The following is a 13,220-nucleotide window of genomic DNA, read 5'->3' on the forward strand; positions in this document are numbered from 1 at the left end:
TAGCCAAGCAATCTTAGTACATTACATCTTCTCTTCCAATGTTACATCTGGGTATTTATCCGCAAACCAACGAAGGGCAAAGTCATTTTCAAAGAGGAAGACTGGTTGGTCAAAGCGATCTTTGGCCAAGATGTTTCGGCTTGATGACATGCGTTCGTCAAGATCCTCAGGTTGAATCCAACGTACGGTCTTTTTACCCATTGGTGTCATGACGACTTCAGCATTGTATTCATTTTCCATACGGTGCTTGAAGACTTCAAACTGAAGTTGACCAACAGCACCAAGCATGTATTCGCCAGTTTGGTAGTTGGTGTAGAGCTGGATGGCTCCTTCTTGCACCAATTGTTCAATTCCCTTGTGGAAAGACTTCTGTTTCATAACGTTTTTAGCAGAAACTTTCATGAACAACTCGGGCGTAAAGGTTGGTAGTGGCTCAAATTCAAACTTATTTTTTCCTACAGTAAGGGTATCACCAACCTGGTAAGTTCCTGTATCGTAAACCCCGATAATATCTCCAGCCACAGCATTTTCAACATTTTCACGGGACTCGGCCATAAACTGAGTGACGTTAGAGAGCTTAGCTCCTTTACCTGTACGGGTTAGGTTAACACTCATACCACGCTCGAATTCGCCAGACACGATACGAACAAAGGCAATACGGTCACGGTGACGTGGGTCCATGTTGGCTTGGATTTTGAAAACAAAACCTGAGAAATCCTTGTTAAGAGGATCAATCTCATCACCATCTACTGTCTTATGGCCATGTGGTTCTGGCGCGAATTTGAGGAAGGTATCGAGGAAGGTTTGAACCCCAAAGTTTGTAAGGGCAGAACCGAAGAAGACCGGAGTCAATTCACCAGCTAAAATAGCTTCTTCAGAGAATTCATTTCCTGCTTCTGTCAAGAGTTCAATATCTTCTTTAGCTTGCTCATAGAATGGATTGTTGGCAAATAGAGTATCACCATCTTCAATCTTGGCAAAGCGCTCGTTACCCTTGTAAAGCTCTAATCGTTCATTATAAAGGTCATAAAGACCTTCGAAGGCTTTCCCCATACCGATAGGCCAGTTCATTGGGTAACTGGCAATACCAAGCACTTCTTCCAACTCTTCCAAGAGGTCAAGTGGCTCACGTCCATCACGGTCCAATTTGTTCATGAAGGTGAAGACAGGAATACCACGGTGTTTGACAACTTCGAAAAGTTTTTTGGTTTGGGCCTCAATACCTTTGGCTGAGTCAACGACCATTACGGCAGCATCAACCGCCATAAGGGTACGGTAGGTATCTTCTGAGAAGTCCTCGTGCCCTGGGGTATCAAGGATATTAACACGTTTGCCGGCATAGTCAAACTGCATCACAGATGAGGTTACTGAGATACCACGTTGTTTCTCAATATCCATCCAGTCTGATTTGGCAAAATTTCCGGTCTTCTTACCTTTTACGGTACCAGCTTCACGGATTTCACCCCCAAAGTAAAGCAATTGTTCAGTGATTGTTGTTTTACCAGCATCGGGGTGAGAGATGATGGCAAAAGTACGGCGTTTTTTGATTTCGTCTCGAATGCTCATAGTTTTCTTTCTTCTTTAAAAATAATCTTTTTGGTACTTTTCCTTAGTGGTATCGAACGTTAGCAGCTTCCTTAGGAATCGCAAAACTTCTACGTTCCATAGCTACTGACAGTAATAGGTTTTAACCAGATTGAAAAGTAAGATAGTTGTAGCACTTCTTTCAGAAAATTTCTGTCTTTTAAAAGCTACATTTGTTGTCGAGGCTTGCGATAATTCTCGCAGGCATAACTCTTTTATTATATCCAAATTACAGTGTGAAAGCAATTTTGAAAGCGTTTTGTGTTAGAATAAAACAAATAAAATGACAAAACATGCTATCAGCTTTCTGATGGCGTGTTTCTTCATTTATTCAATACTTATCTTCAAAATATTCCAGACTCTTTTTCATAATTATCATAAGAATAATCAAAGTTCCTGAAACAGCAAGGTATTTGACAACTAAGGGGGGTCCCATAATAAATGGCGTGTGTTTAAGCATCCCATAGTTTCCACCGATGGTCTGATTAACTATTACCAGACCTAGATTTAGTAGGAAGGTAGCCACCACGATCAGTCCTAGGCTGATGGGATGGGTTTTATAACTGTTAAAAATGACATTCAGGCTATTGACAAGTAGGGCATAGTGACCAATTAGGAAAGAAAATCCTGTGATATGAGGAAACTCATAGGGATCAAATACTGGGTAAATCAATGCACAGTAGGTTCCGACGACTCCCATAATAGCGAAGTAGGTCTTTGTCCTACTATTTTTCAAGAGGAGAACAGCAAACATGGCCATACGGCAATGGTAAAGGGGCAGACTAATAAAAAGAGGAAAGCCTTGCCAGAGGTACCAGGTGTAGAGGGCAAAGAGTTGAATGGCTTGAATAGTGATAAAGGTCCAACGCCATACATTATTGTTATGCCAAAGCCAACTCAGGTAACTCAAGAGTACCATCGCCAAGAGCATAAGCAAATAATAGGGCAGAGGTATATGGGGGGGATGAGTTGGGGTCATTGTCAAAAAATCCTTCATTCTCTTCTCCTGATGAAATTGCTATGCCTGCTATTATATCAAATTTCAGGGTAAATCAAAAACCTGCTTAGAGAGCAGGTTAGAGAACTTAATCCTTAGCTTGGAGTTCATGCACAACCTTGGCTAGGTTCATAGAGTTAGAGCCCTTAAGCAAGATTTGATCGTATTCGCCTAGACTTTCTTTGATTTGTTTGACCATAGCATCAAATTGGTCTTCATCAGATGTCTTCTTGAAATAATAAACATGACCAAGTGGGAACATTTGACTGGCAAGTTGTGACAATTCTGCAATGTCTTCACCATAGAAAATCACCGTATCAATAGCATCTGGTGTCAGGCTTAAAATCATCTGTGTATGAAGTTGTACAGACTGTTCACCGAGTTCTTTCATATCAGCTAGGACAGCGATTTTCTTGCCTCCTTCATTCTTAGGAATGGCTGAGAAGGTCTCCAAAACGAGCTTCATAGCTGTTGGATTGGCATTGTAGACGTCAGAAAGAATATCCGCTCCATTAGCCGCTTTTTTCCATTCGGTACGGTTTTTTGTGAGTTGCAAGTTAGCAAGAGCTGAGAGGATATTTTCCTCAGTTACACCCAAGTGTTTTGCGACATAGGCAGCAACCATGGCATTTGTGGCATTGTATTTTCCAGTGACTGGCAAGGTAACTTGTCCGTCGAGGAACTTTGTTGAAAAGGTAAGATGATCCTTGTATTCCGTCAACTCAGAGACTGTAAGCTCTGCACCATCTCCAAAGCGTACCACTTCAAGATTGCTTGGCAAGAAAGGATCAACGATTGGATCACATGGCACAAGCAAGAGACTACCATCAGGCATACCGTCTTGCATTTGCATTTTACCTTGAGCAATCTTGTCACGGCTACCGAAGAATTCCAAGTGAGCCTCTCCGATTAAGGTAACAACGGCTGTTTTTGGCTTAGCCAAGCTTGACAAGAGATGAATATCTCCCATATGGTCTTGCCCCATCTCAAGGACAATTTTCTCCGTATCATCAGGCATGTGGAGGGCTGTATAAGGAAGACCAATCTCATTGTTGTAATTACCTTGTGTCTTGTAAGTGCGGTAGGTCGTTGCCAAAATGTCATGAATCATGTCCTTGGTGGTTGTCTTACCGTTAGAACCAGTCACAGCAATAACATCAACACCAGTCTTTTCAAGATAGTAGGCAGCTAGTTCTTGGAAGGCTTCAAGAGTGTCATCAACTAGGATGTGGGCTTGATCAGCCGGTAATTCTTTTTCTGTGAATGTCGCTAGAGCACCGTTGTCAAAGGCTGTTTGGATAAAATCATGCCCATCACGCGCACCTTTGAGCGGCAAAAAGAGATCCCCCGCTGTGATCTTACGGCTGTCAAATTCAATCTGGTTTAGGGTGACATCTTTATAGGCAGTGACATCATTTTTAGCACCAACAACCTTGGCAATTTCATGGAGTGTCAGTTTCATCTTAAAATCCTCTATTATATTTTTTACAAGTCTGACAAGAAATAAGATTTTCTTGACTTCAATCACTCCCAATTATATCACAAATCGGGCTAGCTTTTGCTTGGGAGATGAATTTGTTACAATGGTTGATGAAAGGATTAGGCATGACAAAGAAAAAAATCAATCAGTTTCTCTAACAAAGAGAAAGACAGAAGAAGTGACTGCCAAAGTATTGAAGAACCTAAAGCCAGCGCTTTAATTGGAGAATGGTAGTTCTACTAGAGCCAACATCTGGATTGATCATCTTATTAATACTAGCACTGCTATATGGTGGTTTATATTATTACAATCATTATACCGTCAACAAAGATAATATTTATGGTCTCTGGCAGTCTGATCATCATCAGTTAGCGACTTCCTGTAAGCATATTCGGAAACGAGGAAATATTGACTGGCAGGTCACACAGGATGGTAAGGATATTATCTATGCTACTAGAACTCGCCCAGTCAAGCGGCTTAATGACGGAACTCTTCACATGGAGCTCTACACTGTGGAAGGCTACCTAACAGACCTCCCCACCAAGAACGGCTTCAGCTATATGGATTTCTATCTTCGTAAAAACAATTATATTACCTATGATGGTGAGTCCTACAAACGAATAGACTCCGGAAACAGGTCCATCACTTGGAAAGATGATTCCACCAGCCCTTATGGTCAACGGAAAACCACTATAGATGATGTTTTTGAATCCTTCTATTTGATACTTATTGGTATTTGCTCATTTCTTATCATTATAGAGGCTCGGCAAAAGAGGAGAGAGAAGCTCAATGAGACACCAAACAAAAAGAAAATACGCTGACCGAAAGAATCTCAATCGAAAATATCATCCACAAAAAGCATATCGGAAACAACAGAAACGCAAAACGGGATGGCGAGCACGCTGGGATAAATTTACAGACCGTTTAGCTAACATTTTTGGCATAGATTTCCTAATCCTCTTACCTGTAGTCATTATCTATGGTATTTTCTTTGGTCATGACGTTTATAAAGACGATATCTACGGTCTTTGGCAATCTAAAAGCCATCAGCTTGCCATATCCTACGAAAGAGGTGGCGAGGGAAGTAAGATTGATTGGGAGATTGTTCAAGATGGAAATGTCCTCATCAAAAATGCACGCATTGATGAGATTGAAAGCTTTAATGGACGGTACCCTCATTGAAATTTATGCCAGGGAGCACCTTCTTTCAGACCTTCCCGCTAAGAATGGCTACAACTATTTGAAGATGTATGTTCGTAAAGACAATTATCTGACCTATAATGGCGAATCCCACAAACTAGTGGATGATAAGGACAAAAGTATTACCTGAAAAGACGGTTCAAAATCCCTTATGTCAATGAAAGACCTTGTTTGATCGTCTGAGACCTTATATCGTATTTGGAATGTTGGGTGGCTTTCTTATATATGTCCTTTTCGTTGAATGGAAGATCAAAAGAAACTATAAAAACAAGTAAAACCACTCCTGCTTCTAGCTAGACTAGATATAAGCAGGAGTGGTTGTTTATTTTTATTAAGCAAGACTTACCTCTCTAAGAGGGTGTCGGTCTTATTTCACTTGGCCACCTTCAACAACGAGGTCATCAGCTTTAGCAGCATCACCGTAAGTTGGGTGAAGTGTTTTTTCATAATCTTTGTGGAAGAAATTCTCTTCGCCAAGTTTCTTAATGTCTTTATTGATAAAGTCAAGGAGTTCTTTGTTACCTTTTTGAACGGCTGGAGCGATAGTATCTGGGTCACCAAGTGATGTGATTCCGACTTCATAGCCTTTGTTTTCTAAAGCCCAAGCAAGAACTTCTGTATTATCTGTTGAGAAGGCATCGCCACGACCATCAAGGAGTGCTTGGTAGGCATCGCTATATTGATCATACTTTTGCAATTTGATATTTGGGTAGTTCTTTTCAAAATAAGTTTCAGCAGTTGTCCCCTTAGTAACAATCAAGGTCTTGCCTTCAAGCTCTTTGACGTCCTTAATGACCTTGTCTTTAGGTGACACTACACCGATTGAGACTTTCATGTAAGGAAGGGCGAAGTCCACTTGTTTCTTACGTTCATCAGTTACTGTAAAGTTGGCAAGCGTAATATCTACCTTGTTTGAAATCAAGAATTCTGCACGGTTGGCCGCATCTACTGAGACGTATTTCGGTTTAACACCCAAGTCTTTGGCCAAACGGTTACCAAGTTCAATATCGTAACCTTGGTAAGCACCCTTGTTATCTACATAACCGAAAGGTTTCTTGTCCGCAAAGACGGCGATACGAAGCTCACCACTCTTCTTAATTTCTTCAATAGTACGTGCTTTGGCTGTTGATTTACCAGAGCTACTGTTACTTGAGCAAGCAGTCACTGCCACCAAGGCAAAGACGAGGGCTAATAGGGCAAAAATTTTCTTTGTTAGTTTCATAATTCTCTCCTAAAATAATTTACTTTCACTAAAAACAATGGGTTACAAATAGACACCAAACTGACTGAAATCAAAGACATTGAGGAACTCTTGAGCCCGCTGTGTCTTTGGATGATTGAAGAATTCTTCAGCAGTACCTTCCTCAGCGATGACACCCTTATCCATAAAGATAATACGGTCAGCGATGGCACGCGCAAACTGAAGTTCATGGGTTACAATCAACATGGTACATCCTTCTTGAGCCAGGTCATTGATTAATTCCAGAACCTCACGAACCATCTCAGGATCAAGTGAAGCCGTCACTTCATCAAAGAGGATAACTTCAGGATGCATGAGCAGGGAACGGACTATGGCTACCCGTTGCTTTTGACCACCTGATAGTTGTCGCGCAAAGCTGTGTCTCTTATCCAAAAGTCCCACACGGTCCAAGAGTTTCTCAGCCTCTGCAATGACTTCATCCTTGTTACGCCCTTGAGCTTTGACTGGCCCCAAAATCAGGTTTTGCAGGATATCCAAATGCGGGAAGAGGTCATAACTTTGAAAGACCATTCCGATTTTCTGACGAATCAGGTGGAAATCCTTTTTACTATCAGTGATAGACTTACCATCTAGGAGAATATCGCCTCCTTGGATAGTCTCTAAGCCATTGATGCAGCGTAGCAAAGTCGATTTCCCACAACCTGAGGAACCCAGGATAACAACGACTTCACCTTGCTTAACATCTAAGGAGATGCCTTTGAGAATTTGATTGTCCCCAAAGGACTTTTTCAAATCCTTAATTTGTAAAATGCTTTCTGTCATCTTAATTCCTCCAACGATTTTCAAGATATGTAGACAGCTTAGATACTGGGTAACAAATGGCAAAATAAAGAATCAAAATTGTACCATAAATCCAGAAAGAAGCTGTTGGAATAGTCAAGCGGTTACTATCGATAATCTGCTGACCAACCTTGGTCACCTCAACCACCCCAATCAAAACCACCAAAGATGTGGTCTTAATCATCCGTGTCACCAGGTTAATAGCCTGAGGCAACAAGCGACGCAGGACTTGCGGAATAATGACATAGGTGTAGAGTTGCCCATTGGTCAAGCCAAGAGCCCTTCCACTCTCAAACTGGTGTCTCGGTAGCGACGTGATTGACCCACGCACCAAATCGCCCATCTCAGCCGTTCCCCAAAGGGTAAAGACGATAATAGCCGATAGCTCACCTGAGATATTGATGTTAAAGTTCCTAGCCAGACCAAAATAGACAATAAATAGCAAAACTAATTGAGGCATGATACGAATAAATTCTAGATAAATTCGTGACAAAAACCGAACAATCTTAGACTTTGAAGTCATGACAATCCCAAAAAGAGTTCCTAGTAAAAGGGAAAGAAGAACCGAAACGATTGAAATTCCAATAGTCACGCCTAAACCTTGTAAGATACGTAGGAAATTATTCCCCTGAAGAAGAACCTGAAATCCCGAATCCTGCATATCGTAACCTCCTTTCAATCCAACTAAAGACTAGAGAAATCGGTAGCAACATCAAGAGATAAGCCACCACCAACATTCCTAGAGCCACATCAGTTTCGTAGTAAAGACCCATCAAATCTTTAGCTACATACATCAAATCCGCCAAGGCTACCGCTGAGAATACTGATGTTTCCTTAATAAGGAAAATAACGTTGGCACTAAATGACGGAAGCGCCACAGCCACTGCCTGAGGAAGGACCACATAGCGAAAGACTTGAAACGGCGTCAAGCCAATAGATAGGCCCACTTCATGCTGGGTCTGACTAACAGCCTCTAGACCACTTCGGAAGGACTCCGCCATATAGGAACCACCCAAGAAAATCAAACCTACCACAGCACAAGCCTCTGAGGATAGAACCAAACCGATACGAGGCAAACCAAAGTAGAGAAAGAAGAGCTGAATCAAAAATGGCGTATTACGAGACAGCTCAATATAAGCCGTCGAAAGCTGACTCAAAATCGGCACTCGGTAATGACGAATAACACTCACCACCAAGCCCAAAAGAAGGGACCCAATAATCCCCATAACAGCAATATGTAAGGTTAAAAAGAATGCCTTCTGATAGAAGGGCAAATACTGTTGAACAATGGACCAGTCCAAAATTTACCTCCTCAAAACAAGATACAAAGGGCGTGTGAAATTTCATAAAGTAAATAGGAAACTGACGACGTGTGCTGGCACACTAGGAAGTTTATCTTTTGCTCTAGGAATTTAGCCTGTGTTCAATTCCACAAGATATAAAGGGAGTGTAAAAATCCGTGAGCACCCACTGACATCTACTTCTGGCCCTTTGACCATCACTCGTCTCTGACGATATTTACGATAGGTGAATCTTCATCAAAAACGAACAAATTGCTTTATATTATTATTTGAAACGTTAGCTTTATTCTACCACCGCTGAGTTTCTTTGGATAATATGTATTTTTTATCAAGGTGATAAAGAAAAGATATAAATACAATCTGGATTTCTATAAAGAAAAAAACATCTCAATCTCAGAGATTTCTCCGAGACTAAGATGTCTTTCTTATAAATCATCGTTCTTAAATCAAATGGCTTTCACGTTTGTCGAACATTTCTTGTCCCAAAACTACCAATTCCTTGATAAGATCTGAGTAAGAGAGTCCCATATTTTCCCAAAGTAGTGGGTACATTGACCATTGAGTGAAACCTGGCATGGTGTTGAGCTCATTAAGGTAGATGGCTCCATCCTCTGTCAGGAAGAAATCACAGCGGGCAAGACCGCAACCCCCTAGAGCACGAAAGGCCTTGGCCGCATAGGCACGCATTTGCGTCATGACTTCGACAGGCACGCGAGCTGGAATATCCATGGTAATCTTATTGTCAATGTACTTGGCTTGGTAATCATAGAAAGCCACGTCTTTGACCACTTCACCCGGATCAGTCGTTTTGACAGTCGTATTTCCAAGGATACCAACTTCGATTTCACGAGCAACTACACCTTGCTCAATCAAGATACGGCTATCATATTTGAGAGCAAGATCAATCGCTGAACGAAGCTCTGATTCATTTTCAGCTTTAGAAATCCCAACAGATGACCCCATGTTGGCTGGTTTGACAAAAACTGGGAAGGTCAATTTTTCAAGTGTCTCTGCTACTGCTGCTTCCAAATCTTCACCCTCGATGTAGCCTGTGTAGGCAACCTGTGGCACTCCAGCAACTTCAAGAATACGCTTGGTCATAATCTTGTCCATAGCTACACTTGATGAAAGAACATTGGTCCCCACGTATGGCAACTTGAGGGTTTCAAGGAAACCTTGGATAGAACCATCCTCACCCATAGGACCATGAAGCACAGGGAAGACCACAGCATCTTCTTCGTAGATATCGCTTGGTTTAATAGCCTGACTAGCCTCAACAGTGTCATTAGTCATGAGCTTCTCATCATCACCTGGGGTTTCTATAAATTCTTGTGTTTTGATAAAATCACCAGACTGAGTGATAAAGTAGGTTTTAACCTCAAATGCGTTGTAATCTACCGCACGCATAACACTCTCAGCTGATAGTACAGACACTTCACGTTCTGCTGAACGTCCACCATAGAGAAGGATAAGGGTTTGTTTAGACATAGGTATACCGTTTTCTTTTCTTGATTTTCTAGTCTCAGTTTTAAAGAGAGAATAGTCTCCTTTTTGAGAACATAATTACCCTAATCATATCACAAAAGGAAGAGTTTTTCAAAAAGATTATGGACAAAAAAAACAGCCTAAGAGCTGTTTCATTCCTGTCTTAAATTTCGTCACCAAGCTCGAACTTAGTGCCTTTTAGGGCAAGTTTGAGAGACCATTTCCAAGGTTTCCCTTCGATAGTGACTTGTTTGTTTTCGAGGTCAACTTGGACCTTGTCTACACCTTTGACAGCGGAGAGTTTTTCAGTAACGGTGTTAACACATCCTTGGCATTTCATTCCTGTGATTTTATAAGTTTTTGTCATTTTTCTTTCTTCCTTTTCTTTAATTAGTTTTTAATACACACCTTAAGCGGCGGGAGTTGTAAGTAATCGACACTTAAATTTTGCAGCGCTTGAGACGCAGAGAATTAAGAACGACCGAAACAGAGCTAAAACTCATGGCAAATCCTGCTATCATTGGATCAAGAAGGGGACCTCCAAAGAGGTGGAGGACACCCATAGCCGCTGGGATAGACAAGATATTGTAGATAAAGGCCCAAAAGAGGTTTTCTTTAATCGTTGTGATAGTCGCCTGACTAATTTTCAAAGCTTTGACCACATCCATGAGGTTGGGTTTCATAAGGACCATATCCGCACTTTCCATGGCAATATCTGTCCCTGACCCCATGGCAATACCGATATCAGCAGTCGCAAGGGCTGGGGCATCATTGATACCATCACCAACCATGATGACTGATTTTCCTTCTACCTGAAGGTCGCTAATCACTCTAGATTTTTCTTGCGGAAGCACTTGACTGATGACACGTTTGATGCCAACCTTTTGAGCGATGGCTTGGGCTGTTTGGTCATTATCACCAGTCAACATGATGACTTCCTTGCCCATTTGATGAAGAGCCGCCACCATATCTGCACTATCTGCTTTAACCTGATCGGATACACCAAAGAGTCCGATTAACTTGCCATCTTCAGCTAGGAATATAGGAGTTTCACCATCATCTGTCAAGTTTTGGAAATCAGCTTGTGCTGAAGTCAAGTCGACTTTTTCCTCTGCCATAAGAGTTTGGTTCCCAGCTAGATAAGTCTTGCCTGCATAGCTGGCAGTAAGTCCTCGTCCAGTCAAACTTGAGAAATTGTCCATCTCTAACACGTCCAAGTTAGCATTTTCTGCTGCTACAAGAATTGCTTGACTCAAGGGGTGTTCAGACTTGGCTTCCAATGATGCCAAAAGTTGTAAGGCGGCTACTCCACTATTGCCATAGGTATAGCTAGAAACCAACTGAGGTTTCCCTTGAGTAATGGTTCCTGTCTTGTCAAAAACGAGGACGTCAGCCTTGTGAGCTAGCTCGAGCACATCCCCACGCTTGTAGAGAATACCGTGCTCAGCGCCAAGCCCTGTACCAACCATGATAGCTGTCGGTGTCGCAAGTCCCAATGCACATGGACAAGCAATGACCAATACACTAACTGCTACAGTCATGGCAAAAGTAAAGGTTTGTCCCATGATAAAGTACCAAAAGAGGCCAGATACAAAGGCGATAGCCATGACAACAGGAACAAAGACTGCTGACACCTGATCGGCTATCTTGGCAATAGGTGCCTTGGTTTGTTGGGCATCTTCAACCAATTTAATGATTTGGGAAAGCAAGGTGTCCTTACCAATCTTTTCAGCCTCATAAATCAAGCTACCTTGACCATTAATAGAACCTGCAAACACTGGTTTACCAACAGATTTTTCAATAGGGAGGGACTCACCTGTTAGCATGCTCTCATCAATCGCAGAGCTACCTGAAATCACCTGACCATCCACGGCTATCTTTTCCCCAGGTTTGACCACAATATGGTCACCAAGAACAACCTTATCCACAGGAAGCTTGACTTCCTTACCGTCCCGAAGAACGGTTGCCTCCTTGGCTGACAAGTGCATGAGTTTCTTGATAGCATCTGAAGTCCGACCTTTAGAGAGGGTTTCAAAATACTTACCTAGAGTAATCAGGGTCAAGATAACAGCTACCGACTCATAATAAAGTTGGTGGGCGTGATGGACATGCCCCAAAGAAATGTGATAAGTACCAAAGAGACTATAAAGAAAGGCCGCTGAAGTTGCCAAGGCTACCAAGGCGTCCATGTTAGGGTGACCCTTGGCCAAAGTACGAAAACCATTACTATAGAAGGAACGACCCAACCACATAACGGGCACTGTCAAAATCAAAAGCACCAAGGCATAGCTCAAGGCTGCATGGTGAGGAGACAAGAAGTTTGGCACAGGCAAACCGACCATTGGCCCCATAGCTAGATAAAAGAGAGGAATGGTGAAGACCGATGACCAAATGAGGCGCTCACGCACCTTGTGGATTTTGTCTTCTTCACGTTCTTCCTGACTTTTAGCTGTATCTGGATTGTAGACTTGGGCTTCATAACCAGCGTCAGCCACAGCTTTTTCAATAGCTTCTGGACTAACCTTGTTCCCAGAGTAATCCACAGACATTTTTTCCGTGGTCAGATTAACAACAGCCTTGTCCACACCATCCAAATTATTCACAGCATTTTCAACATTGGCCACACAGGACGCACAAGTCATCCCATTAACCACAAAAGTTTCTTTTGACATTTTCTAATTCACCTCCATATGATGCCCACAAGCGCATTGGCCAGGCACACAGTCACAAACCACCTGATCCACAGGTGCTTTTGCTAAAAGCAAGGCCTGCAACTTATCCACATCAGCTTGCGTCATTGGTGTCTTTGCGATGAGTTGACCCAATAAATCGCTATGTTTGGTCAAACAAATCTTGTCAAAAACAGCCTCTAAAGCCTGAAAATTCGCCTCATCTTCACCTAGGCTAGCTTGATAGATAAACCCGCGTCCTTGACGCTGACTGGTTAGGTAACCCTTATCCGCCAAACGTCCAATCAAGGTCTTAACTGTCGAAGCCGACCAGTCTAGCTTCTTAGCTAGAATCTCTATAATCTCTGAAGAAGTCGCTTGCCCCTTAGCCCAGAGCACTCTCATGACTTCCCATTCTGCAGATGAAATTGCCAGCATAATAGTTCCTTTCTGAATGCTTTTA

12 protein-coding genes and 1 pseudogene are annotated in these 13,220 nt (G+C 42.1%); 2 read left to right on the forward strand and 11 right to left on the reverse strand.

The genetic code is table 11. The features are described from left to right. Positions 1-21: 21 nt before the first annotated feature. The 3 genes from E3C75_RS10410 to E3C75_RS10420 form a co-directional block, all read right to left on the reverse strand. Positions 22-1,566, reverse strand: a complete 1,545-nt coding sequence (locus tag E3C75_RS10410) for a peptide chain release factor 3 (RefSeq protein ID WP_011681503.1) — start codon at positions 1,564-1,566, stop codon at positions 22-24. A gap of 349 nt (positions 1,567-1,915) precedes the next feature. After that, on the reverse strand, positions 1,916-2,581 hold the full coding sequence (locus E3C75_RS10415) for a YwaF family protein (protein ID WP_084829028.1): 666 nt from the start codon (positions 2,579-2,581) through the stop codon (positions 1,916-1,918). Between the two features lie 88 nt (positions 2,582-2,669). Next, positions 2,670-4,043: a UDP-N-acetylmuramoyl-tripeptide--D-alanyl-D-alanine ligase gene (locus E3C75_RS10420; RefSeq protein ID WP_111679677.1), complete on the reverse strand. Its 1,374-nt coding sequence runs from the start codon at positions 4,041-4,043 to the stop codon at positions 2,670-2,672. 245 nt (positions 4,044-4,288) lie between these two features. Between E3C75_RS10420 and E3C75_RS10425 the strand changes: the two genes are divergently transcribed. Beyond that, positions 4,289-4,882 (forward strand): hypothetical protein, encoded by a 594-nt coding sequence (locus E3C75_RS10425; protein WP_065972500.1) that lies wholly within the window; start codon positions 4,289-4,291, stop codon positions 4,880-4,882. Next, positions 4,851-5,536, forward strand: a pseudogene (locus E3C75_RS12190) (hypothetical protein). Before E3C75_RS10425 ends, E3C75_RS12190 begins: the two are co-directional and overlap by 32 nt. Positions 5,537-5,628: 92 nt before the next feature. Here E3C75_RS12190 and E3C75_RS10440 read toward each other — a convergent pair. The 8 genes from E3C75_RS10440 to E3C75_RS10475 all read right to left on the reverse strand — a co-directional run bounded on the left by E3C75_RS10440 (position 5,629) and on the right by E3C75_RS10475 (position 13,195). After that, positions 5,629-6,483, reverse strand: coding sequence for a cysteine ABC transporter substrate-binding protein (locus E3C75_RS10440; RefSeq protein WP_004197296.1), 855 nt, complete (start codon positions 6,481-6,483; stop codon positions 5,629-5,631). 42 nt (positions 6,484-6,525) lie between these two features. Continuing rightward, positions 6,526-7,284, reverse strand: a complete 759-nt coding sequence (locus E3C75_RS10445) for an amino acid ABC transporter ATP-binding protein (RefSeq protein ID WP_014608620.1) — start codon at positions 7,282-7,284, stop codon at positions 6,526-6,528. A 1-nt stretch (position 7,285) separates the two neighbouring features. Next, entirely contained in the window at positions 7,286-7,963 is a 678-nt protein-coding gene (locus E3C75_RS10450; protein WP_002891585.1) for an amino acid ABC transporter permease, read from the reverse strand. After that, positions 7,923-8,603 (reverse strand): amino acid ABC transporter permease, encoded by a 681-nt coding sequence (locus E3C75_RS10455; RefSeq protein WP_014621881.1) that lies wholly within the window; start codon positions 8,601-8,603, stop codon positions 7,923-7,925. The genes E3C75_RS10450 and E3C75_RS10455 overlap by 41 nt, the downstream gene beginning before the upstream one ends. Before the next feature lie 441 nt (positions 8,604-9,044). Further along, positions 9,045-10,091, reverse strand: coding sequence for a D-alanine--D-alanine ligase (locus E3C75_RS10460; RefSeq protein WP_011681512.1), 1,047 nt, complete (start codon positions 10,089-10,091; stop codon positions 9,045-9,047). Between the two features lie 160 nt (positions 10,092-10,251). Continuing rightward, entirely contained in the window at positions 10,252-10,455 is a 204-nt protein-coding gene (gene copZ / locus E3C75_RS10465; protein WP_004197587.1) for a copper chaperone CopZ, read from the reverse strand. 73 nt (positions 10,456-10,528) lie between these two features. Next, entirely contained in the window at positions 10,529-12,760 is a 2,232-nt protein-coding gene (locus E3C75_RS10470; RefSeq protein ID WP_014608621.1) for a heavy metal translocating P-type ATPase, read from the reverse strand. A 3-nt stretch (positions 12,761-12,763) separates the two neighbouring features. Then, complete coding sequence (locus E3C75_RS10475; RefSeq protein ID WP_014608622.1) at positions 12,764-13,195, reverse strand: CopY/TcrY family copper transport repressor; 432 nt, start codon at positions 13,193-13,195, stop codon at positions 12,764-12,766. Positions 13,196-13,220 lie beyond the last annotated feature (25 nt).

The organism is Streptococcus thermophilus (assembly GCF_010120595.1).
GTDB classification, from domain to species: Bacteria; Bacillota; Bacilli; order Lactobacillales; family Streptococcaceae; genus Streptococcus; species Streptococcus thermophilus.